Origin of the sequence: Halohasta salina, from assembly GCF_024178165.1 — an archaeon.
Lineage (GTDB): Archaea > Halobacteriota > Halobacteria > Halobacteriales > Haloferacaceae > Halohasta > Halohasta salina.
On the sequence record NZ_JAMZIE010000002.1, the window covers coordinates 210356 to 233430 of the forward strand.

25 protein-coding genes and 1 tRNA gene are annotated in these 23075 nt (G+C 65.4%); 13 read left to right on the top strand and 13 right to left on the bottom strand.

Annotated elements, in window-relative coordinates:
• Positions 1-4 precede the first annotated feature (4 nt).
• The gene (locus tag NKJ34_RS05075; RefSeq protein WP_253737193.1) at positions 5-868 is read right to left on the bottom strand and encodes a sulfurtransferase; all 864 of its coding nucleotides are present in this window, start codon (positions 866-868) and stop codon (positions 5-7) included.
• 250 nt (positions 869-1118) lie between these two features.
• Here NKJ34_RS05075 and NKJ34_RS05080 point away from each other — a divergent pair, with 250 nt between their 5' ends.
• Positions 1119-1922 carry a sulfurtransferase gene (locus NKJ34_RS05080; RefSeq protein ID WP_253737194.1) on the top strand — a complete coding sequence of 268 codons (804 nt, stop codon included), beginning with the start codon at positions 1119-1121 and terminating at the stop codon, positions 1920-1922.
• A gap of 17 nt (positions 1923-1939) precedes the next feature.
• Here the strand turns inward: NKJ34_RS05080 and NKJ34_RS05085 are convergent, their stop codons facing one another.
• Positions 1940-2494 (bottom strand): hypothetical protein, encoded by a 555-nt coding sequence (locus tag NKJ34_RS05085; protein WP_253737195.1) that lies wholly within the window; start codon positions 2492-2494, stop codon positions 1940-1942.
• Positions 2495-2644: 150 nt separating this feature from the next.
• Between NKJ34_RS05085 and NKJ34_RS05090 the strand changes: the two genes are divergently transcribed.
• Entirely contained in the window at positions 2645-2986 is a 342-nt protein-coding gene (locus NKJ34_RS05090; protein ID WP_253737196.1) for a hypothetical protein, read from the top strand.
• On the opposite strand, the gene NKJ34_RS05095 is transcribed toward NKJ34_RS05090, so the two are convergent.
• On the bottom strand, positions 2983-3435 hold the full coding sequence (locus tag NKJ34_RS05095) for an MGMT family protein (RefSeq protein ID WP_253737197.1): 453 nt from the start codon (positions 3433-3435) through the stop codon (positions 2983-2985). The genes NKJ34_RS05090 and NKJ34_RS05095 overlap by 4 nt on opposite strands.
• Positions 3436-3523: 88 nt before the next feature.
• Between NKJ34_RS05095 and trpC the strand changes: the two genes are divergently transcribed.
• The 6 genes from trpC to NKJ34_RS05125 all read left to right on the top strand — a co-directional run bounded on the left by trpC (position 3524) and on the right by NKJ34_RS05125 (position 9565).
• Entirely contained in the window at positions 3524-4294 is a 771-nt protein-coding gene (gene trpC, locus NKJ34_RS05100) for an indole-3-glycerol phosphate synthase (RefSeq protein WP_253737198.1), read from the top strand.
• Complete coding sequence (gene trpB, locus NKJ34_RS05105; protein ID WP_253737199.1) at positions 4284-5573, top strand: tryptophan synthase subunit beta; 1290 nt, start codon at positions 4284-4286, stop codon at positions 5571-5573. Before trpC ends, trpB begins: the two co-directional genes overlap by 11 nt.
• Positions 5574-6431 carry a tryptophan synthase subunit alpha gene (gene trpA / locus NKJ34_RS05110; protein WP_253737200.1) on the top strand — a complete coding sequence of 286 codons (858 nt, stop codon included), beginning with the start codon at positions 5574-5576 and terminating at the stop codon, positions 6429-6431.
• Positions 6432-6487: 56 nt separating this feature from the next.
• On the top strand, positions 6488-7282 hold the full coding sequence (locus NKJ34_RS05115) for a 2-amino-3,7-dideoxy-D-threo-hept-6-ulosonate synthase (protein ID WP_253737201.1): 795 nt from the start codon (positions 6488-6490) through the stop codon (positions 7280-7282).
• 230 nt (positions 7283-7512) lie between these two features.
• Complete coding sequence (locus NKJ34_RS05120; protein ID WP_253737202.1) at positions 7513-8676, top strand: 3-dehydroquinate synthase II; 1164 nt, start codon at positions 7513-7515, stop codon at positions 8674-8676.
• 64 nt (positions 8677-8740) lie between these two features.
• Positions 8741-9565, top strand: a complete 825-nt coding sequence (locus NKJ34_RS05125) for a universal stress protein (RefSeq protein WP_253737203.1) — start codon at positions 8741-8743, stop codon at positions 9563-9565.
• Between the two features lie 36 nt (positions 9566-9601).
• Here NKJ34_RS05125 and purB read toward each other — a convergent pair whose 3' ends face one another.
• A complete protein-coding gene (purB, locus tag NKJ34_RS05130; RefSeq protein WP_253737204.1) occupies positions 9602-11017 on the bottom strand; it encodes an adenylosuccinate lyase in 1416 nt (471 codons plus the stop codon).
• 166 nt (positions 11018-11183) lie between these two features.
• Here purB and purH point away from each other — a divergent pair, with 166 nt between their 5' ends.
• On the top strand, positions 11184-12767 hold the full coding sequence (gene purH / locus NKJ34_RS05135; RefSeq protein ID WP_253737205.1) for a bifunctional phosphoribosylaminoimidazolecarboxamide formyltransferase/IMP cyclohydrolase: 1584 nt from the start codon (positions 11184-11186) through the stop codon (positions 12765-12767).
• A gap of 230 nt (positions 12768-12997) precedes the next feature.
• Here purH and NKJ34_RS05140 read toward each other — a convergent pair whose 3' ends face one another.
• From NKJ34_RS05140 to sucC, 4 genes are all read right to left on the bottom strand, one after another.
• The gene (locus NKJ34_RS05140) at positions 12998-14506 is read right to left on the bottom strand and encodes a uracil-xanthine permease family protein (RefSeq protein ID WP_253737590.1); all 1509 of its coding nucleotides are present in this window, start codon (positions 14504-14506) and stop codon (positions 12998-13000) included.
• Positions 14507-14746: 240 nt separating this feature from the next.
• Positions 14747-15100 carry a hypothetical protein gene (locus NKJ34_RS05145; RefSeq protein ID WP_253737206.1) on the bottom strand — a complete coding sequence of 118 codons (354 nt, stop codon included), beginning with the start codon at positions 15098-15100 and terminating at the stop codon, positions 14747-14749.
• Between the two features lie 108 nt (positions 15101-15208).
• The gene (gene sucD / locus NKJ34_RS05150) at positions 15209-16078 is read right to left on the bottom strand and encodes a succinate--CoA ligase subunit alpha (RefSeq protein ID WP_253737207.1); all 870 of its coding nucleotides are present in this window, start codon (positions 16076-16078) and stop codon (positions 15209-15211) included.
• On the bottom strand, positions 16075-17220 hold the full coding sequence (sucC, locus tag NKJ34_RS05155; RefSeq protein ID WP_253737208.1) for an ADP-forming succinate--CoA ligase subunit beta: 1146 nt from the start codon (positions 17218-17220) through the stop codon (positions 16075-16077). Before sucC ends, sucD begins: the two co-directional genes overlap by 4 nt.
• Positions 17221-17353: 133 nt before the next feature.
• Here sucC and NKJ34_RS05160 point away from each other — a divergent pair, with 133 nt between their 5' ends.
• Positions 17354-17803, top strand: a complete 450-nt coding sequence (locus tag NKJ34_RS05160; protein ID WP_253737209.1) for a universal stress protein — start codon at positions 17354-17356, stop codon at positions 17801-17803.
• A gap of 4 nt (positions 17804-17807) precedes the next feature.
• Here NKJ34_RS05160 and NKJ34_RS05165 read toward each other — a convergent pair whose 3' ends face one another.
• Together NKJ34_RS05165 and NKJ34_RS05170 are read right to left on the bottom strand one after the other, a co-directional pair.
• Positions 17808-18092, bottom strand: coding sequence for a hypothetical protein (locus tag NKJ34_RS05165; RefSeq protein ID WP_253737210.1), 285 nt, complete (start codon positions 18090-18092; stop codon positions 17808-17810).
• Positions 18093-18131: 39 nt separating this feature from the next.
• A complete protein-coding gene (locus NKJ34_RS05170; RefSeq protein WP_253737211.1) occupies positions 18132-18338 on the bottom strand; it encodes a hypothetical protein in 207 nt (68 codons plus the stop codon).
• A 98-nt stretch (positions 18339-18436) separates the two neighbouring features.
• Here NKJ34_RS05170 and NKJ34_RS05175 point away from each other — a divergent pair.
• A tRNA-Gln gene (locus NKJ34_RS05175) sits at positions 18437-18509 on the top strand.
• 94 nt (positions 18510-18603) lie between these two features.
• Here the strand turns inward: NKJ34_RS05175 and NKJ34_RS05180 are convergent.
• A complete protein-coding gene (locus NKJ34_RS05180; RefSeq protein ID WP_253737212.1) occupies positions 18604-18777 on the bottom strand; it encodes a hypothetical protein in 174 nt (57 codons plus the stop codon).
• Between the two features lie 102 nt (positions 18778-18879).
• Between NKJ34_RS05180 and NKJ34_RS05185 the strand changes: the two genes are divergently transcribed.
• A complete protein-coding gene (locus tag NKJ34_RS05185; protein WP_253737213.1) occupies positions 18880-21009 on the top strand; it encodes an HsdM family class I SAM-dependent methyltransferase in 2130 nt (709 codons plus the stop codon).
• On the opposite strand, the gene NKJ34_RS05190 is transcribed toward NKJ34_RS05185, so the two are convergent.
• Together NKJ34_RS05190 and NKJ34_RS05195 are read right to left on the bottom strand one after the other, a co-directional pair.
• Complete coding sequence (locus NKJ34_RS05190; RefSeq protein ID WP_253737214.1) at positions 21006-21827, bottom strand: hypothetical protein; 822 nt, start codon at positions 21825-21827, stop codon at positions 21006-21008. The genes NKJ34_RS05185 and NKJ34_RS05190 overlap by 4 nt on opposite strands.
• Before the next feature lie 76 nt (positions 21828-21903).
• Positions 21904-22353 (bottom strand): SLOG cluster 4 domain-containing protein, encoded by a 450-nt coding sequence (locus NKJ34_RS05195; RefSeq protein WP_253737215.1) that lies wholly within the window; start codon positions 22351-22353, stop codon positions 21904-21906.
• Positions 22354-22431: 78 nt separating this feature from the next.
• Here NKJ34_RS05195 and NKJ34_RS05200 point away from each other — a divergent pair, with 78 nt between their 5' ends.
• Positions 22432-23073 (top strand): class I SAM-dependent methyltransferase, encoded by a 642-nt coding sequence (locus NKJ34_RS05200; RefSeq protein ID WP_253737216.1) that lies wholly within the window; start codon positions 22432-22434, stop codon positions 23071-23073.
• Positions 23074-23075 lie beyond the last annotated feature (2 nt).

A 23075-nucleotide genomic window follows, 5' to 3' on the forward strand; every position in this document is an offset into this window, starting at 1 on the left:
ACGCTCAGTCGTCAGCCTCGCCCTTCTCGATCGGCGCGCCGACGAGGTTCCCCCACTCGGTCCACGAACCATCGTAGTTGATGGCGTCCTCGTAGCCGAGCAGTTCGTGGAGCGCGAACCAGGCAACCGACGAGCGCTCGCCGATGCGGCAGTAGGCGACGGTCGTTCCCTCGCCGTCGATGCCTTCCTCGGCGTAGAGCTCTTCGATCTCCTCGGCCGATTTGAAGGTGCCGTCGTCGTTGGTCACCGCGGCCCACGAGATGTTCCGTGCGCCGGGGATGTGGCCGCCGCGCTGGGCGGTCTCGTTGAGTCCCGGCGGCGCGAGCACTTTGCCGGAGAACTCCTCGGGCGACCGGACATCGACCAGCGGCAGGCCCTTGTCGATGGCGTTTTCGACGTCGTCGCGGTAGGCACGGATCGACTCCCGCGGCCCGGAGGCCTCGTAGTCGACTTCGGAGAACTCGGGGACCTCGTCGGTCGTCGGGTAGTCGTTGTCGAGCCAGTACTCGCGGCCGCCGTCGAGTAGCTTCACGTCGTCGTGGCCGTAGTACTTGAACTGCCAGTAGGTGTAGGCGGCGAACCAGTTGGCGTTGTCACCGTAGAGGACGACCGTCGAGTCCTCGGTGATGCCGTGGGCACCCAGCAGGTCCTCGAAATCCTCCTTCGTGAGGATGTCACGGGTGGTCTGGTCCTGCAGGTCGTCTTCCCAGTTGAAGCCGATCGCACCGGGGGCGTGGCTCTCGTCGTAGGCTTCGGTGTCGACGTCGACCTCCACGAGTCGATAGTCGGGGTCGTCGCTCTGGAACTCCTCGAGGTGGTCTTCGGCCCAGTCGGCCGAGACCAGCACGTCTTTCGCATACTCAGTCATACACCCACTGGTTGGCCCCCCACCATCTTAGTACTACTATCGACGGTGCTTTCGGCCGGTCCTGAAGGATGCCGGAGAGTATTGCCAGCGGTTGCCGGTGCGGCCGCCACACACCGCCTCGAGCGGTACCGGTGGCCCATCACGGACGGTCATGCCGACAAAAAACCGGCAACAATATCTGGTATCCGGGAACCCCGGCGGCGGTCGACACCGCCGGATGGTTAACCACGCGCGGTCCGTATGATTGGGTATGTCCACAGATCTGCTCGTCGACCCCTCGTGGGTCGCCGACCGCCTAGACGAGCCGTCGGTCCGACTCGTCGACGTCCGTGAGGCGTGGGAGTACGACGCCATGGGCCACCTTCCCGGCGCGGTCTCGATCCCCTTCGACCGCTACCGCGAGGACGACTCGCCGGATCCGGGGACGCTGCCGGGCAGCGAGGCCTTCGTCGACCTGCTCGCGGCCGCCGGGATCGCCCCCGACGACACGATCGTCGCCTACGACGACACCCACGGCGTCTTCGCCGCTCGGCTGGTGCTCACGGCACTCGTCTACGGCCACGGCGACGTCCGACTCCTGAACGGCGATTTCAGCGCGTGGCGACGCGAGTACGAGGTCACCGACGCCACACCCGACATCGAGCCGGCCGACTACGAACCCCGAGGGATCGTGGCCGACGCACCGATCGTCGACCGCGCGGCCGTCGCCGACGCCATCGACGGCGGCGAAACGACGCTGCTCGACACTCGTGAGGCGTGGGAGTACGAAGAGGGCCACCTGCCCGGGGCGATCCGTCTCGACTGGATGGAACTCGTCGACGAGGAGACTCGGGGGGTCAAATCCCGCGACGACATCGAGACGCTGTTGGCCGACCGCGGTATCCCAATCGACCGCGAGCGCCGCATCGTTCTCTACTGCAACACCTCCCGACGGCTCAGTCACACCTTCGTCGTCCTTCGGTCCCTCGGCTTCGAAGACGTCGCCGTTTACGAGGGCAGTATGAGCGAGTGGACCGACGCTGGCGGCGTGGTCGAGACCGAACGCAGTGACTAACCGGGAGTAGTCGACGGCTACTCGAAGCCGCGGTCGACGCCCGCCTCGTCGATCAAGTCGTCGAGTTCCTTCGAGAGGAGTTCGTTGGCGTCCTCGAACGTCTCGGCGAGGTCATCGAGGCGGTCCGGCCGGTCGTCGATGTCGTACTCCATGGGACCGAACGCCGGGCTGTTGACGGCCTCCATCAGATCGGTGAAGAAGTCCTCGGCGGTCGTCGGTGCCTCGGCGTGGACCTTGATCGTCTCTTCGAGCCGGGTGGCCATCGATTCGGCCGCGGACTCGTCTTCAGGTGGCTGCTGGATCGCAAAGCGGCCGTCGTCGTCCGTCCGGCGGGGGAACAGTGGATCGAGCTCGTCGTCGACCTTTCGAGCGACCTGCGTGCCGACGCCCTGTAGCTCGTAGGGGTTTTTCGCGTAGGTCTTGAGCAGGTACACTCCCGCGTCGGGATGGCCGAGATACAGGTCCTCGCCGACGCCTCCTCGGCGGTGGCCGGCGACGGCGCGCCATCCATCCGGGTCACGATCGTCTTCGCTGACGTCCGAAAGGATATCGTCCCAGTCTCTGACGCGCATACCCGACTCATACACCGATGGATGAATGAGCCTGTCGGTCACGGCTGCCGTAGTCACTGGCTACGTCGCGTAGGGTGCGACTACGGTTCGGTTGAGCCAACTGATACCGTGAACCACAGTTTCAAGAGGGATCGTTTCGTTGTCGCCCGCATGGATACCGAGGGGCTCTTCGCGGTCGACCCCGACGATATCCCGCTGCTGGGAGCGACGTTCATGATCGCGGTTGGCTGTATCCTGCTGATCACCGATATCGCGACCGGCCACCCCTTGGTCCCGTTTCTGATCGTTTCCGGGACGATCGCCTTCGTCGCCCTGACGCTCCAACGGATCCCCGAGCGCGATCTCACCGTGGTCGCCGCTGGAGTCGGGATGATAATCGGCAGTACGCTGGTGAGTGTCGACCTCCCGCTGCTGTTCGATTTCGACGGTCCGATCGGCGCGGCCTTCTTCCTGTTCGGCGCGATCGGGCTCTCCCGATATCTCGACGACTAGTTTTCCAGTCGACGTAGCGCCGCGGCGATCCGTGGCGGGGTCGCTCCCTGCCCGTCCCGCACGCGGTGATCGGGGAGGAAAATGGGGATCGGGTTCGCTCGGAGGGCGTCCCGGACCGCTTCGAGATCGTCGTCGTCGCTCGGATCGAGGCCGGCGAGCCGTGCCAGCCGCGAGACGGTGACCGTCGACCCCGTCGCAACCGAGTCGAGGGCTTCGAGGACGTCCCGCTGGTCGGTCGGCACCGTCAGCCCGATCTCGGCGCGCTCGACGGGTGTCGGGTCACCGTGTAGATACGCCTCGACGGCGTCCAGCAACTCGTGGTCCGTCTCGGCGTCGGCTGGGACTTCCTCGGGGAACGAGACATCGATCACCCGGCCACCAGCGACCCCCAGCTGGACGACGCCGTCGAGGGAATCGAACCGTCGCGCGTAGATTCCTGCGGGAGACATTCTACCTCTGTCCAAGCCGCGGGTGGTTTCAAGGGTTCCGTCTCGTGGCGCAAGTGTTATGTACATATACGTACATCAGTGTACATAGATGAACTACACTGCGGAGGAGTTGGCACCAGCGGTCCGGGAGATCCTCGCGTCGGCCGCCGACCGTCCGGGAGGCGACTCGCGGGTCGACGTCGAGGCTCGGTCGCTGTCGGCGGCGTTCGCGGCCGCCGAAGATGACGGCCGCGTGCCGGTGATCGCGGAGGTCAAACCCACGAGTCCGACGACCGAGGGGACGACCGAGGCCGATCCGGTCGACCTCGCCGAGGCAATGGTCGAAGGTGGGGCGGCGGCGTTGTCGGTGCTCACCGAACCAGACCACTTCGGCGGCTCCGTCGAAAACCTCGAACGGATCCGTGCGGCGGTCGACGTGCCCGTCCTGCGCAAGGACTTCCTCCTGCGTGAGTCCCATCTCGACGCCGCCGAAAGCGACCTGATCCTGCTGATCGCCCGTTTCCTCGGCGACGATCTCGAACCGATGCTTCGGGCCGCGGAAGACCGCGGCTTTCAGGCGCTGGTCGAGGTCCACACAGAGGACGAACTCGCGGCGGCGATCGAGGCCGGCGCGTCGATCATCGGGATCAACAACCGGGATCTCGGTCAGTTGGAAGTCGACCTCGCTACCTTCGAAAAACTGGCGCCCAACGCGCCAGCCGACGTGACCCTGATCGCCGAAAGCGGCGTGTCGACGGTCGAAGACGTACAGCGAATGCGTGAGACGGGGGCCGATGGACTGTTGATCGGAACTGCCATCATGGACGGCGATCCAGAAACGAACACACAGCGGTTTACAGGAGCTACCAATGAGCACTGACGGCAAGTTCGGCGACTACGGCGGACAGTACGTTCCCGAGGCACTGATGCCCGCGATCGGGGAGTTAGACGACGCCTACCAGCGGTACGTCCTGAATAACGAAGACGGATTCATGGACGAGTTCCGCGAGCGGCTGGCTGATTTCGGGGGTCGACCCACCCCGCTGCAGCGTGCGGACCGGCTCTCGGAGCGCTACGACCTCGACGTCTATCTCAAACGCGAGGACCTGTTGCACGGTGGCGCACACAAACTGAACAACGCCCTCGGGCAGGTCCTACTCGCCAAATATATGGGCAAAGAGCGGATCATCGCCGAGACCGGCGCGGGCCAACACGGCACTGCGACCGCGATGGCGGCGGCGCATCTCGATATGCCCTGTACGATCTACATGGGCGAACGGGACATCAACCGCCAGCGCCCCAACGTCTTCCGGATGAAGCTCAACGGGTCGGACGTCAAACCGGTGACGGCGGGTCGCGGCACGCTCAAGGAGGCGATTTCGGAGACGATGCGCGACTGGGCGGCGACCGTCGAGTCGACCCACTACGTGATCGGATCCGTCGTCGGCCCCCACCCGTTCCCGGCGATGGTCCGGGACTTTCAGGCCGTCATCTCCGAGGAAGCCCGCAGGCAGGCACAGGAGAAGATCGGCGGCCTCCCCGATTCGGTCATCGCGTGTGCGGGCGGCGGCTCGAACACGATGGGGACGTTCGCCAACTTCGTCGACGACGATGGCGCGGAACGGAGTTCCGCGGACGACCCGAGCGGCGACGAGCCGCGAGGGCGCGTCGACCTCTATGCGGTGGAGGCCGGCGGCTCCTCGCTCGCTGTCGACGAGGAGGCAGGTGTCGCACCCAACTCCGCGTCGCTGTCGACGGGCGAGGAGGGCGTCCTCCACGGCGCACGCACCAAACTCCTGCAGGATTCGTTCGGCCAGATCATGGAGTCCCACAGCATCTCCTCGGGGCTGGATTACGCCGGTGTCGGGCCGGAGTTGGCCCACTTGGTCGACACCGACCGCGTGACGCCAGTGGCGGTCGACGACGACGTGGCGCTCGAAGGGTTCCATCGGCTCTCCCAGACGGAGGGAATCATTCCGGCCTTGGAGACCGCTCACGCCTTCGGCTACCTCGAAGAACACCACGCGGAGCTGTCCGGAAGCGTGATCGTCAACGTCTCCGGTCGCGGCGACAAGGACCTCCAGTCGGCGATCGAGGAGACCGACGCCCGCGACGTGCCGAACGCGCCGGACATGTCGATGTTCGCGGAGGGAATCTAGATGGCCGAAAACGAGGCGATCGCCGCGGCGTTCGCCGACGGCCCCGCCTTCATCCCGTATCTCGCGGTCGGCGACCCCGACTACGAGGCCTCGAAAGCGTACGTCGAGGCGCTGGCCCGCGGCGGCGCGGACATCATCGAACTCGGCCTCCCCTTCTCGGAGCCGATCGCCGAGGGCTCGACGATCCAGAACGCGATCGTTCGGGCGCTGGAAGGTGGGATGACCCCCAGCCGCTTTTTCGAGTTCGTCACCGAGTTGGACGTCGACGTTCCACTCGTCTGCATGACGTATTATAACCTCATTTACCAATACGGACGATCCCGAGGGGGTGCTCCCGGTCCCGACGCCTTCGTCGAGCGCGCCGCCGAGGTCGGGATTTCAGGGCTCGTCGTCCCGGACCTCCCTGCCGAGGAGGCCGACCCGCTTCGGGAGGCCTGCGACGACCACGGGCTGGACCTCGTCTTTATCGTCGCGCCGACGACCGAAGGCGAGCGGCTCGAACGCATGATGGAGCGCGTCTCGGGCTACGTCTACGTGCAGGCTCGACTCGGGACGACCGGCGCCAAGACGGACGTCTCGGACCAGACGACCCGGAGTCTCCAGCGGCTCTCGGAGTGGGACGTACCCAAAGCAGTGGGCTTCGGGATCTCCTCGGGCGATCAAGCGGCCAGAATCGTCGCCAACGGGGCCGACGGGATTATCGTCGGCAGTGCGCTGGTCGACATCGTCGCGGAGGGAGCCAGCTCCGAGCGGCCGGTCGAGGAGACCGCCGCCGAACTGGAAGCGAAGGCCCGCGAACTCGCCGAGGGAACACGGGAGGGGGCGGCCCGACGCTCCCCCGATGTCGACGCCATTTGAAGCCACAGAGTCGCAAGCTACATAGCCCGCGGCTGACAGAGAGTGACACAACAACCATGTCCGCAGGACTCACCGCTCGGCTCGAACGGGTTTCGACAGACGGCCGCTACCTGATCGTCCCGATGGATCACGGGATCACGATGGGGGCCGTCACCGGACTCAAAGACCTCGAAGGCACCGTCGACGGCATTACCAGCGGCGGCGCCGACGCCGTCCTCACCCAGAAGGGGGTCGCCGGCCGCGTCCACCCGCACAAAAACGGCAGCGGCTACATCGTCCACGTCAACGGGTCGACGACGATCGGTCCGGACGAAAACGACAAGCGGGTGACCTGCTCCGTCGAGGAGGCCATCCGTGCGGGTGCCGATGCCGTCTCGTTCCATATCAACGTCGGCTCGAACTACGAGCCAAAGCAGATCGAAGATCTCGCGGAGCTGACGGGGGAGGCCAGCCGCTATGGGCTTCCCGTGTTGGCGATGGCCTACGCTCGCGGGCCGGGTATTCAGGGCGACGAGCCCGAATACCTGGGTCACGCCGTCCGGCTCGCCGAGGAACTCGGTGCCGACGTCGTCAAAACAGGCTACAGCGGCGATGCCGAGAGTTTCCAGCACGTCTGTGAGTCGACGAATCTCCCGATCGTGATCGCCGGCGGAGCCCGGGGAACGGACGCCGAAACCGTCGAGATGGTCCGCGGCGCGATGGATGCCGGGGCGGCGGGTGTCTCGATGGGCCGATCGATCTTCCAGCACGAGGATCCCGAATCGATCACTCGCGCCGTCTCGGCGGTCATCCACGACGATATGGACGCCGAGGACGCGCTGGTCGCTGCCGGACTGACTGTCGAAGCCTAACAGCGTACAGGAACCCTTTTGCCGGATTCCGGTTAGCTTCCCGAGAACACATCAGTCCGCCGAGCAGTGTCACGAGCAGGATCGGAACGACCCACCCCAGCCCCTGTCCCGATTGCATCCGATCAACCGTCGGCTCACCGACCGAAAAGCGTGGTGGAGGGTAAAAGATCGGACCCCCCGATGGCTGTGCTTCCGTCACGTTCAAGCCGTCCCACCTTGACCGACAGGTAATGACGCGAACGGTCTGGTTGAAAGCCGACGACACGGTCGGCGACTGGGAGACACGCAAGCATCGGATCACGGCGGCGATCGAAGCCGGCGTCGACTGGGTACTGGTCGACGAAAGCGACGTGGGGCGGGTCCGCGAACTCGGCGATATCAACGTCGCGGCGTTCCGGTCGGACGCCGATATGGTCGACGAGGCGGAATCCGAGACGGCAGTCGCCGACGCCTACTTCGTCGGCAAGGACGGCGAGGGCGACGGGACGGTCGACCTCCCCTCGGATTTCTCCGGTTCTGCGGATCTGACGACGCTTCGTCACAGCGACGACCGAGCACAGGGGGCCTACGTCCGCATCTTCGACCAGGACTACGAAGCCTTTGCTGAGGCCGCGGCCCGCGATGCCGATTACACGATCGTCATCGGCGAGGACTGGACGATCATTCCCCTCGAAAACCTGATCGCCCGGATCGGCGAGGAGACCGATCTACTGGCCGGTGTGACGACAGCCGACGAGGCCCAGACCGCCTTCGAGACCCTCGAACTGGGGGCCGACGGCGTGCTCCTCGACACCGACAACCCCGACGAAATACGGGAGACCGTCGAGGTGCGGGACGCCGCCGAGCGCGAGACGCTGGATCTCCAGTACGGCGAAGTCCTCGAGGTCGAACGGACCGGGATGGCCGACCGCGTCTGTATCGACACCGGGAGCCTGATGGACCACGACGAGGGGATGTTGATCGGCTCGATGTCCCGTGGGCTGTTTTTCGTCCACGCCGAGACCGCCGAATCCCCGTACGTCGCCTCCCGGCCGTTCCGGGTCAACGCCGGGGCGGTCCACGCCTACGTCCGGACGCCGGACGGCGGCACGAAGTACCTCGCGGAGTTGAAAAGCGGCGACGAGGTGCAGGTCGTCGACACCGACGGCAACACCCGCGAGGCGATCGTCGGCCGCGTGAAGATCGAGAAACGGCCCATGTTCCGGGTCGAACTCGACGTCGACGGCGACCGGATCGAGACGCTGCTCCAGAACGCCGAGACGATCAAGGTCGCGACGAGTGAGGGCCGGAAAGCCGTCACCGATCTCGAAGCCGGCGACGAGATGCTGATCTACTACGAGGACGTCGCCCGCCACTTCGGTGAAGCAGTCGAAGAAAGTATTATCGAAAAGTAAGGTTTTACTGACCACTCAGGCGAGAATCACTGTATTTTATACCCGATTAGCACGCAGAACGCGTATGATGATCGGGGTCTCGAACGCTCAGGAGCCGTCCGACAAGCACGTGTCGGGCGGTTCCTGTCTCCTCGGCCCGATCGACGACGAGACGGCCCGGCGGCGTGCCGTCTCGATCGCTCACGCACTCGCCGCCGACCGCGGCACCGAGTTGCTCGTTAGCGCCACGGACGCCGACGCACCCGGGGTCTTGCCGGAGAGCCACCGCGAGCGCCACTGTTCGTCGGTAACGCCCGTCGAACCTGCGGCGACGCTCGATCCGATCGTCGACCGGTACGATCCGTCGGTGATGGTTGTCAAGCGCCGTACCGATCAGCGACTGTTCGAGGAACTGTTCTCCGACCGCGCCGAACGACTCTCGACGAGCGCCGACGTGTTGACCGTCGACGGTCGCGGCGAGACCGACCGGATCGCCTCGGTGTTGATCCCGATCGCCGGCGGCGACCACAGTCGGCTGGCCGTCGAGGCCGGGGTCGCGGTCGCCCGCGCCAACGACGCCGCCGTCGACCTGTTTCACGTGGTCGACGGCGACGACTCGGCGGCCCGCGATCGGGGGCGTGTCCTCCTCGAGGCGGCCCGCGACGCCGTCGCCACCGACGGAGTCGACGTCGACACGTGGCTCTACGAGGCTCCCGATGCGCCGGCGGCGATCACCGAGCAGTCACAGTACTACGACCTGACGGTGATGGGCGCGCCGACCAACGGCCCGCTCGAACGGTTCGTCTTCGGGTCGACCTCGAAACAGGTCCAACGTGAGGCCGACTCGCCGGTGATCGTCGCCCACGCCGGGGGCGGCACACGGGAGTCGCTTCCGGTACCGGAGCCGTAGCCACCGACTACCGGCGGCGGCAGCCTGTTGCAGTGTTTAGTCGTCGCCTCCGTCGGCCAGTTCGTCGGCGATCCCGGTGTAGCCGGTCGGGGTGAGCGCGAGCAGTTCCTCGCGGACCGACTCCGCGACGTCTAGCGACTCGAACAGTTCGTAGAAGTCCTCGATCGTCACCTGCTTGCCCCGGGTGAGGGCTTTGACTCGCTCGTAGGCCTCTGTGTCGCCCTCTCGTCGGAGGATCGTCTGAACGGCTTCGCCGATGATTTCCGGCGTCGACTCCAACTCCTCGGTCATCACCTGTTCGTTGGGAACGATCTTGTCAAGCCCGGTGGCAGCCTTCTTGTAACCGATCAGGCAGTGGCCGAACGCCGCGCCGATGTTGCGTTTGACCGTCGAATCCGACAGATCACGCTGGAGCCGAGAGGTCGTGATGTAGTCGGCGAGGAAGGTGAGATCCGAGTTGGCCTTCGAGAGGTTGCCCTCGCTGTTTTCGAAATCGATCGGATTGACTTTGTGGGGCATCGTCGAGGAACCGGTCTCGCCGTCGACAGTCTGCTGGCCGAGGTACCGATCCGAGATGTAGAGCCACATATCCCGATCCATATCTGTTAGAACGTTATTGACGCCGCGCAGGGCGTCGAAAACGGCCGCGAGATCGTCACAGGGATTGACCTGTGTGGTGAGGTCGGTGTGATCGAGGCCGAGATCGGTGACAAAGGAGCGCGAGAAAGCTGGCCAGTCGACGTCCGGGTAGGCGGCGTGGTGGGCCGCGTAGGTGCCCGACGCGCCCGCAAGCTTGCCCGACAGATCCTCGGCTGTAGCCTGCAGACGGGCGACCGCCTTGCCGAGCCGCGAGGCGTAGACGGCCATCTCCTTGCCGAAGGTGGTCGGCGTCGCGGGCTGGCCGTGGGTCCGGGCGAGCATCGAGAGATCGCCGTGTTCGTGGGCGAGGTCGACCAGTTCGTCACGAAGCGCCTGCAGTTCGGGGATCAGCACGTCTTCGACGGCAGGCTTCACGAGGAGTCGGTGGGCGAGGTTGTTGACGTCCTCGCTGGTCAGCCCGAAGTGGATCCACGGGTAGAGGCGCTCGGCATCGTCGACCGCGTCGGCCTCTGCCAGTCGGATGCGAAGGAAGTACTCGACGGCTTTTACGTCGTGGTTCGTCGCCGAATACCCATCTGCGCCGTCGACTTCGAGTTCCTTGATCAGGCGGGCGTCGTCGGCGTCGAAGTCCTCGTAGGTCGCTCGCAGGGTGGTCGACTCGGCGTCGGTGAGGTCGATCGGGACCACATTGAGGCCGGCCAGCGCGAGCAGATAGTCGGCTTCGACCTGCACGCGAGCACGCATGAGGCCGGACTCGCTGGCATAGGGGCTGAGCGGGGCCGTCCGCCGGGCGTACCGCCCGTCGAGCGGCGAGACCGCCGCCAGCGGGTCGGATCGTGGGAGTTCGGTCATACCCGATGTGGTGGCGGTGCTCGCAAAAGAATGTCGAAAGAAAAACCCGCAGTCCCGTGCATACTTTTCGGCGTGCGGCGACGATCTACCGTCTATCTATCCACAAACGTGTATTCGACTCGAAGTCGACCGCAACTGTTTTTCGGTCGCCGTGGGTGGCCCACGTATGGTCAAAATCGCCGGTTTAGCCAGCAATCGCGGCCGAAACCTGCTGCATATCGCCGACCGCGCCCCGGGCGGTGCGGAGCTGTCGATCGTTTTGACGAACGAGGACGGCGCCCCCGTGATCGAAGGTGCCTCCGAGCGCGGGATCCCGACCGAGGTCGTCGCCCGCGAGGACGGCGAGTCGCGTGAGTCCCACGAGCAGCGCATCCTAGATACCCTCGACAGCTACGACTTCGACATCGTCTGTCTCGACGGTTACATGCGAGTCCTGACCGAGGAGTTCGTCGACAACGCCCCCACGACGCTCAACATCCACCCCTCCCTACTCCCGGCGTTCCCCGGCATGGACGCCCACGAGCAGGTGCTGGAGTCCGGTGTCCGAATGACCGGCTGTACGGTCCACGTCGTCACCGAGGAGGTCGACGCTGGACCGATCGTCACCCAAGAGGCCGTCCCGGTCTACGAGGACGACGAAGCCGACGACCTCAAAAGCCGGGTGCTCTACGAGGCCGAGTTCACGGCGTATCCGCGAGCGGTCCGGTGGTTCGCCGAGGATCGGGTGACGGTCGACCACGAGGCCGAAACGGTCGCAATCGACGGTGACACCGGCGGTGACTTTCCGCAGCGTCGACTCGTCTCCGACGACTTGGCCGACACGCTCCGATACGGCGAGAACCCCCATCAAGATGCGGCAGTCTACGCCGACGCCACCTGCGAGGAGGCGAGTGTCGTCTCCGCGCCGCAGCTCAACGAGGGCGCGAAGGCGCTATCGTACAACAACTACAATGACGCCGACGGCGCGCTGAATCTCATCAAGGAGTTCGACGAGCCCGCCGCCGCAGTGATCAAGCACACCAACCCCGCGGGCTGTGCGACCGCCGACTCGATCGCCGAGGCCTACGACAAGGCGCTGCGGACCGACGCCAAAAGCGCCTTCGGCGGCATCGTCGCGCTCAACCGCGAGTGTGACGCCGAGACCGCCGAGCAGGTCGTCGACTCATTCAAGGAGGTCGTCGTCGCCCCCGGCTACACCGACGCCGCCCTCGACGTGCTCACCGATAAAAAGAACCTCCGCGTGCTCGACGTAGGCGAACTCGGCGAGGTTAGCGAGCGCCTAACTGAAAAACCACTTGTCGGTGGACGGCTCGTCCAAGAGCGCGATCTCGGCGATCCCGCGATCGAGGACTTCGAAGTCGTCACCGAACGCGAGCCGACCGACGAGGAACTGGAGACGATGAAATTCGCGTGGCAGACGCTCAAACACGTCAAATCAAACGGGATCATCTTCGCCGACGGCACCGAGACGGTGGGCCTCGGCGTCGGACAGGTCTCGCGTGTCGACGCCGTCGAGCTCGCGGCCAAAAAGGCCGAGCGTGACGCCGACGGCAAAACCGCGGAGGGTGCGGTGATGGGATCGGACGCCTTCTTCCCGTTCCCGGACGGGATCGAGGCCGCCGCCGAAGCAGGTATCGAGGCCGTGATCCAGCCCGGCGGCTCGGTGAACGACGAGGACGTGATCGAGGCCGCCGACGAACACGGGATGGCGATGGTGTTCACCGGGATGCGGTGTTTCCGGCATGACTGAACAGAGTGAGGGAATGCCGGAAATCAGCGAACGAGCGTAGCGAGTTCGCGCGATTTTAGACACGATTGAGTGGAACGAAGGAGTGTCTAAAGCCAGTGAGTGAAATCACGCATTTCCAAGAAGCAGCCGCCAGTGGTCGACTTCCATTTATAAATAGCTGATACAGCCGTAGGTGAGTCCAGTAGTCGACGACTACTTATAAACAACCGACAGAAAGTAGTTCAGCCCGTTCAGTCGTCGCCCGTTTTTGGTGTTTCTCCGGAGAGATACCGGTCGTGGACGGCCTCGAAGTCTTCATCGTCTTCGGTGAGGTCTTCCCACGCGGTCAACCCACGGCCTTCGGGGGTTCCTGGAATCGTGAGATCCAGCAGGAAGCCGATTATCCCGCCGACCGCGATGCCGGTCGTGCCGACGACGAACACGGTCTGCGCGACGAGTTCGGTCCCGAGAACGACACCCGCGACGGGCACCTCCGCGAGCAGTGCTTGGATGGCCGCAGCCCCCGAATCACCGGCCAGATTCGAGACGTACGAGGGGATCGACAGCCCGCTGAGTAGGGTAATGCCGATGATGAACACGTTGCGGTTCTCGTTGAGGTCGACGTACTGGAGCTGTGAGAGCCCGACACCGATGATCTGGGCGAACATCACGAGAAAGAGGCCGCCGACGATGGGGCTCGGGATCGTCGTCACGAGGCCACCGACGACGCCGAGATAGCCCGCAATGAGCATGACAACCGCACCGACCTGGACGACGTAGCGGGAGGCCACACCCGTAATCCCGATCGCGCCGATGTTCTCGGAGTAAGAGGTCGAGCCGTTGCCGGTGCCCATGAGCCCGGCGAAGACGTTGCCGATCCCCTCCATGCCGAGGCCGTGGTTGATCCGCTGGGCGCTCGGGGCCTTCTCGCCGGAGATCCGGGCGACGGCGTAGTAGTCACCGAAGCTCTCGATCATCGAGGCGACGACGCCCGCGAAGATACCGACGATGAACGCCGGGGTGAACTGCGGCATGCCCCACTGCAATGGGACGATCGGCTGGAGCAGGCTCGTCTCGGTGGCCCGGCTGAGGTCGACGAACGCGCTTGAATCCGAGGGGATGATTCCCGTTACCGAAAGCACGGCGGCGATGAGCCACGCGCTGGCCAACCCGAGCAGGACTGGATACAGTTTAAATATCCGGCTGGTCTCGCTGAGATACTGCGAGAAGCCGATGATCAACAGGAGTGTGAGCCCGAAGAGCCAGAGGCTCTGCATGCTGGGATCGGTGATCTGTGGCACGTCGAACAGGGCCAGTCCGATGAGCGCGATGATCGGTGCGATGACGACAGGGCTCAGAAACCGTTTGAGATAGCCGAACAGCCCTAGATAGCCGATGAGTATCTGGAGCGCGCCCGCGACGATCATCGCACCCTGGAGTTCGACGATCATCGTCTCCCAGCCGCCGCCGGAGGAGGCGACGACGCCAACGATGGCCAGCGCGGGTGCGAGGATCGCAAAACTGGCCCCCTGAACCAGTGGATAGCGGTTGCCGATCGTGGTCTGGGCGAGCGTGGCGATCCCCGAAACGACGAAGAAGGTGCCGACGAGCCGCGCAGTCGCGTCGGCTGGCATCCCCATCGCGCCCGCCAACACGAGCGGGACGGCGATGTTCGACCCGATCATCGTCAGATAATGCTGGAGCCCCAGCGCTATCGACTGACCCGTTGGTGGTTTCTCCTCGATTCCGTACTCGACCATCTGCCCGTCCGTCGACTGGTGGTCCGATTGATTGTTCACGGTGGCGTACCCATTAGGTTCAGTGATGTGACGACCGGTCGACTCGCCACTAACACTGTCTTGCTATTCGTTCTCGGAGTAGAGTACTTTTATTAATCGCTTTACGATCCGGCAGTAGGACTCCAGAAATGTGACGTTAGCAAGAAATACGGGTCGGAGCGTGCGAGACGGGCGGCAGCCGGCAGCGGCTGGCGTCGGCCCTTACGCACCGGGCACGCCGAACGCACCGATCCCGAGGCCGAGGACGGTGTTGACGACGAACAGGATGAGGAGCGCCGAAATCCACGCCCCGGCACCGATGATCGCGGCCTTCGTCCAGCCGCCGGGGTACCGCCAGTTGATGACGCCGACCCAGACGACCAGCGCGATCACGGGGCCGAAAAGCGGAATCCACGCGGTAAATGCCCAGCCGACCGCGCCGAGAACCGCTGTCACGACCGCGCGGCCGTAGTCGTCGACATCGACGAGGACTCGCGCACTGAGGTAGATGGCAAGGCCGCCGATGAGGAGGGCAATAACAAAGGCAACAATTGAACCAACGAATGGGATTGGCATACCTACCGAACGTCCGCTGGCGGGGAATAGTTGACGTGTATCGGATAGCTACGAGCAGGCGGTCCGATCAGGGCGAAACGGTGGTCGACAGCGTCCGAAGGATACCGGCTACAGGAAGTCTTCGATCGCGTCGGCGACTTCCTCGGGGGTGTCGCCGACCGGGACGCCGGCGTTGTTGAGCGCGTCGATCTTCGATTCGGCCGTTCCCGTCCCGGAGCCGGAGACGATGGCTCCGGCGTGGCCCATCCGCTTGCCCGGCGGGGCGGTCCGGCCGGCGATGAAGCCCGCGACCGGCGTGTCCATGTTTTCGGCGATATACTTTGCTGCTTGCTCTTCGTCTTCGCCACCGATCTCACCGCACATCACGACCGCGTCGGTGTCGGTGTCGGCCTCGAAGGCTTCGAGGGCGTCGACGAACGACGTCCCGATGATCGGGTCGCCGCCGATACCGATCGCCGTCGTCTGGCCGATCCCGCGGTCGGTGAGGTTCGAGACGACCTGATAGGTGAGGGTCCCCGACCGGGAGACCAGACCGACGTTACCCGATTCGAAGATGTTGCCCGGCAGGATGCCGAGTTTGGCCTCGCCCGGCGTGATAATGCCCGGACAGTTCGGGCCGATGAGGTTCGTGTCGACCTCACGGAGTCGTTTGTTGACTTTGGCCATGTCTTGGGTCGGCACGCCTTCGGTGATCGCGACGACGAGGTCGAGATCCGTATCGAGAGCCTCGAAGATCGCATCGCCCGCGAACGCCGGCGGGACGAAGACCACCGAGGCGTTGGCGTCCTCGGCTTCGACCGCCTGGTCGACGGTGTCGTAGACGGGGACGCCCTCGACCTCTTGGCCACCCTTGCCGGGCACTGCGCCCGCGACCACGTTGGTACCGTAGTCGAGCATCTGCTGGGTGTGGAACTTCCCTTCGCCGCCCGTGATACCCTGTACAACTACTCTGGTGTCGTCGTCGACGAAAATACTCATTGGGCCACCTCCGATGCGTTCTCGACTGCACGCTGCACCGCGTCCGCCAGCGTCGCTTCGACCTGCACGAGGTCGGTGTTCAGGATCTCCATCCCCTCTTCGGCGTTGGTCCCCGCAAGGCGGACCACGACGGGTTTGGGGATCTCGTCGAACTGTTCGAGGGCTTCGTTGATCCCTTTCGCGACCTCGTCACCGCGGGTGATCCCGCCGAAGATGTTGAAGACGACGCTGTCGACGTTCTCGTCGGAGAAGACCATATCCAGCGCGTTGGCCACGCGCTCGGCTTTCGCGCCGCCACCGATATCGAGGAAGTTCGCCGGTGTGCCGCCGTAGTAGTCGACGAGATCGAGCGTGGTCATCACGAGCCCCGCGCCGTTGCCGATGATGCCCGTGTTACCCGAGAGCCGAACGTAGTCGAAGCCGTACTCGCCGGCCTTGCGTTCGAGATCGTTCTGGTAGGAGTCCTCCTCCATCTCGGCGAGGTCCGGGTGTCGGAACAGCGCGTCCTCGTCGATGTTCATCACGGCGTCCGCAGCGATCACGTCGTCGTCGCTCGTGATCATCACGGGGTTGATCTCGATGTCGCTGGCGTCGTTCGACTCGTAGAGGTCGTACAGCGTCGAGAGGATCGACGACACGTCGCGGGCGTATTCGGCGGGCACGCCGGCGTCGTAAACGACCTTCCGGGCCTGGTAGGGATGCAAGCCGAAGGCGGGGTCGATGTGTTCTTGGGCGATAGCCTCGGGGTCGTCCTCGGCGACCTGTTCGATATCGACGCCGCCCTTGGTCGAGACCATGGCGACCGGTTTGCCCGCACCGCGGTCCATCGTCACGCCGACGTAGTACTCGTCGACGAAGTCGACGCCCTGTTCGACGAGCACCTTGTCGACGGTGTAGCCTTTGAGGTCCATGCCGAGGATCGACTCGGCGGCCTCGCGGGCTTCGTCCTCACTGGTTGCGATCTCGATCCCACCGGCCTTCCCGCGGCCGCCGACGTGGACCTGTGCCTTGATCGCTGCCGGATAGCCGATTTCGGCAACGGCGTCGAGCACGCCCTCGACACTGTCAGCAAGTTGAGATTCAGGTACTGGAATCCCTGCGTCCGCAAAGATTTCCTTTGCCTGATACTCGTGAAGTCTCATACGTCCATACGGCGGCGTGACAGACGCTTAAATCCCGTCGGTTTCGTGCTGTCGACGGGGTGACAGTCGGCGCGGTATGACTCTCCGGTGTCGCTGAACTGGGCCTTTGGGGCCACGGCCCGAAGAGGGCCGTATGGCATCAGAGATACTGGTCCCGGTCGACGGCTCACCGCTCTCCGAGCGGGCGCTGTCGGTCGCCCTCGAAGAGCACCCTGAGTCGACGATCCGGCTACTGCACGTCATTGACCCGACCGAACCGGGGTACAGCTACGTCTCGCTGGGCGTCGACGCCTACGACAGCCCGCGGCACGGCAGCGACGAGTGGTACGACCGCGCCGACGCCTACGCCGCGGAGTTGTTCGAAGCCGCCCGCGAGACCGCCGCCGACTACGACGCCGACCTCGCGACCGAAACGCGGGTGGGGCGACCCGACCGCGAGATCGTCCGCTACATCGAGGAGACCGATGTCGACCACGTCATCCTCGGGAGTCACGGCCGGGATCGCGAGTCCCAGACGCTGGTCGGCGGCGTCGCCGAGGCAGTCGTCTTCCGGTCGCCCGTGCGCGTGACACTCGTGAAATAGTGGCTCAGTCGGCGGTCGACCACTCGCGAAGAACGCCACCGCCCCCGACAACCACCCCAGCGACGGCGAGGAGCGCGCCGCTGGTAACCAGCGGGTTCACCGAGTGGGTATTGCAGCCGTCGGCGTACTGGATCGAAGCCCCGTCGACGCCGGCGAAGCTGTAGCTCGGGTCGTGGTCCTCGCAGAACACTTCGGTCGACCCCCAGACGAACCCGAAGGCGACCGCCGACAGCAGTGCCACCGCAAGCCCGACACCCACCAGCAGGACGCCAACACGTTCGAGGTCCATACCCAATGCTTCGTCGGTGACACTAAATGCGCTGTGGGTTCAGTCGTCGACATCGGCGTACCACCGAACGAGGCCGCATTCGGGGCAGATGTAGGCGGCGACGTCGAGGGTCTCTTTCGCACCGAGCGAGCCGAGGATGCCCTCGCGGGGTTCATCGGTGCGGAGCCGGACTTTCTCGCGGTCGAGGGCCGTCATGGGTGTGGCGCGTTCGAGACTGACACCGCAGTCCGGACATCGGGGGGTCATGACTGGCGTGTCGGGCGGAACGAGTGTATGTCTGTGGGTAGCCCTGACCAGAGTGAAAAGAAAGGACTATGTAAATCGGTAGCCCGAGTTGTAGATGGAGTCCCGTGGTGTAGTGGCCAATCATATGGGCCTTTGGAGCCTATGACGGCGGTTCGAATCCGCCCGGGACTATCTTCTGCGAGCGGAAGCGAGCAGTAGTAGCCACGACGCGGATTCGAAGCAGGGAGCGACGGTACGGAGCGACCGCGGTTCGAATCCGCCCGAACTATTCGCCGTCGAAGACCTCGGTCACCTTCTCCCGCGGGATCCAGTGGATACCGGGGTCGGCGTCGACCTTGACCCAACTCTGGTAGATTTCGACCGGCACGTCGTTGTACTCGCCCATCTGGGTCTGGACGGCCCCGGACTCGATTCGCGTGACGAAATCCGTCTCACTCATTGGTGTCACCACTGTCCGGTTTCTATTCAACCTACCTTACTGTTTTGCCGTCGACCAATGGGAACGTCCTTTTGTACTGGTCGCCGAAGACGACAGTGACGAATGCCCGCGCCGACCCACCCCGAGACCGCGATCACGTCGACCGCGAGCCACATCGCGGCCGCACTCGCGGCCGGCGTCGATCCCGACCTCGATGCCGCCATCGAGACGTGGTGCGAGCGGCAGGGCCTCGACCGACTCGCAGACCCCCACGAGATCGTCGCCCGGCAGGCCGCTTTCAATACCCTCCTGAAGTCGACGCTGTACGAACGCTACCACCGGCAGGGTCGACTGCCCGAGTTCCCGGCCGACCCGCGAGCCGCCTTCGAGACTGCCCGCGCGGAAACCGATGATCCGGCCTTTTCCGAGTACGTCCTTGACCGGGTGGCCGGCGTCGTCGAGACCGACGCCCTCGCCGACCTGCTCGCCGCGCGCCACGACCTGCTGGCGGCCGACGAGCCGGCCGAGCGGATCGGGTGGTTGTTCGAATCGATCACCCCCCAGTCGGCCCGCCGGAAACTCGGCCAGTTCCGCACCCCGCCGGCGATCGCGGAGCTGATGGCCGCGTGGCTCATCGACGACGGCGACGAAACCGTTCTCGATCCGGGGATGGGTGCTGGAGCGCTGGCAGCGGCGGCCTACCGACGCAAGCAAGAAGCGATCGACCAGCCGCCGCTGGCCGATATCCATGGCGTCGACCTCAACGACCTCGCGGTCGTGATGGCCGCGACCTCGTTGGCCCTGCTGGATCACGGCGGGTCACACAGTCTCCGCGTCGGTGACTTCCTCGATCTCGACCCCGACGACGTCGGGCCGGTCGAGGCAGTCATCTCGAACCCGCCGTACTCGCGGCACCACGAACTCGATCCCGGCTACAAAGAGCGGATCAACAGGCAGGCCGAAGCGACGGTCGACGGGACGGTCAGCGCGCTGTCGCCGCTGTATGCCTACTTCTACTACCACGCCGCCGACTTTCTCGCGCCCGGCGGCCGGCTCTCGTTTATCACCCCCAGCGAGTTCCTCGAAACCGGCTACGGCGAACCACTCAAGCGGTTTCTGGCCGCCGAGTTCGACATCCGGGCACTCGTGTTGTTCGACCGGGACGACGACTCGAAGTTCGACGAGGCACTGACGACCAGTCTGGTGAGCTTTCTCGAACAGCCGGATGGCGACCCCTCGGTGCTGACCCGGATCGTCCGCGTCGACAGTGAGCCGAGCGAGGCCGACCTCCTCGCAGCCATCGACGGCGACCGTGAGGGCGAGACCGACTGGGGATTCATCAACGTCGTCCCGCAGGCCGACCTCGATCCCGCCGAGAAGTGGACCGGGCTGTTCGATCCGCTCGATGTGGAGACGGGCGATCTGGTTCCGCTGTCGGAACTGGCGACCGTCACCCGGGGGATCGCAACCGGGCAGAACGACTACTACTGTCTCACCCGAGATGAGGTCGACGAGTGGAACATCGACGAGCGATACCTCTCGAAGATCGTCCGCAACGCCCGACGGGTGCCGGGGTACGACTACACCCCCGAAGACTGGCAGGCCGACCGCGAGGCCGGCCACGAGGTCTGGGTGCTGTACCACCTGACCGACCTCGACGCCGATGCAGCGGGGATCCAACCGACCGAGACCGGGACGGATCGGACGCTCGCAGCGTACGCGGAGGGGACCGACGACGAGACGAACGAGGCCGATAGCGGCATTGTCGACTACCTGCGCCACGGTCTCTCCGAGGAGGTGGCGGCCCACGACGGCTATCTCGCCCGCCACCGGAGCCCGTGGTACGTCGTCGACCGGCGGGATCTCCCACCCGTGGTCGTCACCTACATGAGCCGCGGCGGGAGCCGGTTTATCGAAAACCGGACCGACGCGCGCACGCTGAGCAACCTTCATGGCCTGTATTTCGACGTCGACCTCACCGACGCCGAGCGGCGCGCCCTGCTGGCCTACCTCAACAGCGAGTTCGCCAGCGAGGTCGTCCGGCGGTCGGGCCGGACCTACGCCTCGGGGATGGACAAGATCGAACCCAACGAACTGGAGGGCGTGCCGGTGTTGGACCCTCGTGGGCTCGCCGACGAGGCAGTCGACGAGTTGGCCGAGCGGTTCGACCAACTGCGGCGGACCGCCCGCGAGGACGGCGACGTCGACGCGGCGATCGCGGCGATCGACGCACTGTTGACCGACCTCCGCTAGGTCGACAGTTCGAAGCTCCACGAGCCGAACGAGAGGATCTCGACGTACCCCACGCCAGCGATCTGCTGGGAGACGGTCTCCTCGCCCTCACCGTCGAGGTTGACGACCGTCAGCGACTCCTCGCCCTCGCGGTCGGTGAGGAAGACCCGGTGGAAGCCCTCGCCACTCACCGAGAACGAAAACTCGGTCGACGACTGCTCGCCGAAGTCGATCGGCCCGATTACGTCGTATTGGTCGCCCTCGCGTTCGATCGGTGGCTCGGTTCCGACGCCGTCCTCGTAGACCGGTAGATCGTAGATCGTCGCCGACCACGACGCGTCGGCCTCTCTGATCCGGAGGACGTACTCACCCGTTTCGATCAACTGGAGCGACCGGCCGTCGTAGGGACCGACCGCCGTCGCGACGGTCGTCACCGGATTCGGTCCCTCCGAGGCCTCCCCCTCGTCGACTGTCTCGCCCGCGGTGACGGTAGCGTTGCCCGTCTTAGAGGTGTTTCCGGTCACGGACTCGTTGTCGGTCGGTTCCGAATCGCCGTCCTCGGTGTCGGTGGCGTTATCGGCCGAGTCCTCGTCGACCGAGTCGGCACGGTCGAGTGTGACGGTGAAGTTGTCGGCACCGTCGTGTTCCATATCGATCAGCGTCGGGCCGCCGCCAGTGATCTCGAAGGCTTCGCTGACGCCGGGGCCGTCGCCGGAGCGTTCGATCGTCTCGCTGTCGGGGTACGGCGGGAACTCCCGACCGTCGCTGGCCGACGTGCAGCCGGCCAATCCCCCGACTACACCGGTCGCCGCGAGCCCGAGATACGTTCGTCGCTGCATACGCCGACCAGATTCCATCCCCGCCTAAGTCTGTTGTCCCGATTCTCAGCACTGAAAGCCCGCCCACGGGCGGCGGTTACGGCTCGGCAACGGCCTCGGCGTAGTCGACCGCCGCCTCGGGGGTGTCGACGGACTCGATCCACGGCAGGTCGTGGGTTCGCAGGCCGGCGACCGGCCGGTCGTAGACGGCCGCAAAGCCGAGTTCCGAGAGCGTGCCGCCGGCCCCAGTGATGGCGATGACGGCATCGCCGTTCAGCGGGACGAGCACGTTTCGGGCGTGGCCCATCCCGGTGGCGATCGGTGTCGTGACGTGGTCGTTGGCCGCCGCGCGGTCGTCGACCGGGAGGATGCCGATCGTCTCGCCGCCGGCCGCCCGGGCCCCCCGGCAGGCCGCCGCCATCACCCCGTCCATCCCGCCGCAGACGAGCGTATGCCCGCGTTCGGCCACCAGCCGGCCGACCGCCTCGGCGTCGGCAGCCGTCGACGCGTCGAGTTCCGAGCCGCTTCCGATCACGCTGAGTCGCATGGCCCGAGGTCGACCGGCCGACGGAAACCGCTGGCGATCCCGCGAAACAGCTACCATCCCGGCCCCGAAACGCTTCCTATGCACGGACTCGGCGACGTTCGGTTCTTCGACCGGCTGGCCCCACTGTACGATCTGGTGATGCCCGCAGCCGACCAGGCGGCGTTGACCGCGGGGCTGGCCCGCGCCGAGCGGTCGGTCGACCACCTGCTGGATCTCGGCGGCGGCAGCGGCCGGGCGACGATCGCCGTCGAGGCCCCCGAGCGAACCGTCGTCGACGTCTCCCGGCCGATGCTTCGGCGCGCCCGGAGTCGCCAACCCGACGAAACCGGTCGGCGGCTCGGCCGCCCGGCGGACGGCGGCCCGGTCGGTCCCTTGGGCGCGGTGCAGGGCGACGCCCGAGAACTGCCGCTGGCCGACGACGCAGTCGACGCCGCGATCGTGGTCGACGCTTTCCACCACATGCTCGACCACGCGACCGTGGTCGCAGAGGTCGCCCGCGTGGTCCGACCCGGTGGGGTGTTCGTCGTCCGGGAGTTCGACCCGAGCCACCCGCTGGGGTGGGGGCTCGTCCGCGCCGAACACGCCATCGGCATGGGGTCGACGTTCCGGACGCCCGACGAATTGGCCGGATTGCTGGCCGACGCCGGGTTCGACGTTGCGCTGCTGGACGGCGGCTTCCAGTATACGGTCGTCGGCAGCGTGCCGTCGGTCGACGAGTGACG

Coding starts and splice junctions, on each gene's coding strand:
- NKJ34_RS05165 (WP_253737210.1), bottom strand. CDS start 18,092: ATGGACCTCGAACGTGTTGGCGTCCTGCTGGTGGGTGTCGGGCTTGCG.
- NKJ34_RS05170 (WP_253737211.1), bottom strand. CDS start 18,338: ATGACCCCCCGATGTCCGGACTGCGGTGTCAGTCTCGAACGCGCCACA.
- NKJ34_RS05115 (WP_253737201.1), top strand. CDS start 6,488: ATGTCCGCAGGACTCACCGCTCGGCTCGAACGGGTTTCGACAGACGGC.
- NKJ34_RS05090 (WP_253737196.1), top strand. CDS start 2,645: ATGGATACCGAGGGGCTCTTCGCGGTCGACCCCGACGATATCCCGCTG.
- NKJ34_RS05160 (WP_253737209.1), top strand. CDS start 17,354: ATGGCATCAGAGATACTGGTCCCGGTCGACGGCTCACCGCTCTCCGAG.
- NKJ34_RS05080 (WP_253737194.1), top strand. CDS start 1,119: ATGTCCACAGATCTGCTCGTCGACCCCTCGTGGGTCGCCGACCGCCTA.
- NKJ34_RS05200 (WP_253737216.1), top strand. CDS start 22,432: ATGCACGGACTCGGCGACGTTCGGTTCTTCGACCGGCTGGCCCCACTG.
- trpA (WP_253737200.1), top strand. CDS start 5,574: ATGGCCGAAAACGAGGCGATCGCCGCGGCGTTCGCCGACGGCCCCGCC.
- NKJ34_RS05075 (WP_253737193.1), bottom strand. CDS start 868: ATGACTGAGTATGCGAAAGACGTGCTGGTCTCGGCCGACTGGGCCGAA.
- NKJ34_RS05085 (WP_253737195.1), bottom strand. CDS start 2,494: ATGCGCGTCAGAGACTGGGACGATATCCTTTCGGACGTCAGCGAAGAC.
- NKJ34_RS05185 (WP_253737213.1), top strand. CDS start 18,880: ATGCCCGCGCCGACCCACCCCGAGACCGCGATCACGTCGACCGCGAGC.
- NKJ34_RS05125 (WP_253737203.1), top strand. CDS start 8,741: ATGATGATCGGGGTCTCGAACGCTCAGGAGCCGTCCGACAAGCACGTG.
- NKJ34_RS05195 (WP_253737215.1), bottom strand. CDS start 22,353: ATGCGACTCAGCGTGATCGGAAGCGGCTCGGAACTCGACGCGTCGACG.
- sucC (WP_253737208.1), bottom strand. CDS start 17,220: ATGAGACTTCACGAGTATCAGGCAAAGGAAATCTTTGCGGACGCAGGG.
- NKJ34_RS05190 (WP_253737214.1), bottom strand. CDS start 21,827: ATGCAGCGACGAACGTATCTCGGGCTCGCGGCGACCGGTGTAGTCGGG.
- purB (WP_253737204.1), bottom strand. CDS start 11,017: ATGACCGAACTCCCACGATCCGACCCGCTGGCGGCGGTCTCGCCGCTC.
- NKJ34_RS05180 (WP_253737212.1), bottom strand. CDS start 18,777: ATGAGTGAGACGGATTTCGTCACGCGAATCGAGTCCGGGGCCGTCCAG.
- NKJ34_RS05140 (WP_253737590.1), bottom strand. CDS start 14,506: ATGGTCGAGTACGGAATCGAGGAGAAACCACCAACGGGTCAGTCGATA.
- NKJ34_RS05120 (WP_253737202.1), top strand. CDS start 7,513: ATGACGCGAACGGTCTGGTTGAAAGCCGACGACACGGTCGGCGACTGG.
- purH (WP_253737205.1), top strand. CDS start 11,184: ATGGTCAAAATCGCCGGTTTAGCCAGCAATCGCGGCCGAAACCTGCTG.
- NKJ34_RS05145 (WP_253737206.1), bottom strand. CDS start 15,100: ATGCCAATCCCATTCGTTGGTTCAATTGTTGCCTTTGTTATTGCCCTC.
- trpB (WP_253737199.1), top strand. CDS start 4,284: ATGAGCACTGACGGCAAGTTCGGCGACTACGGCGGACAGTACGTTCCC.
- sucD (WP_253737207.1), bottom strand. CDS start 16,078: ATGAGTATTTTCGTCGACGACGACACCAGAGTAGTTGTACAGGGTATC.
- trpC (WP_253737198.1), top strand. CDS start 3,524: ATGAACTACACTGCGGAGGAGTTGGCACCAGCGGTCCGGGAGATCCTC.
- NKJ34_RS05095 (WP_253737197.1), bottom strand. CDS start 3,435: ATGTCTCCCGCAGGAATCTACGCGCGACGGTTCGATTCCCTCGACGGC.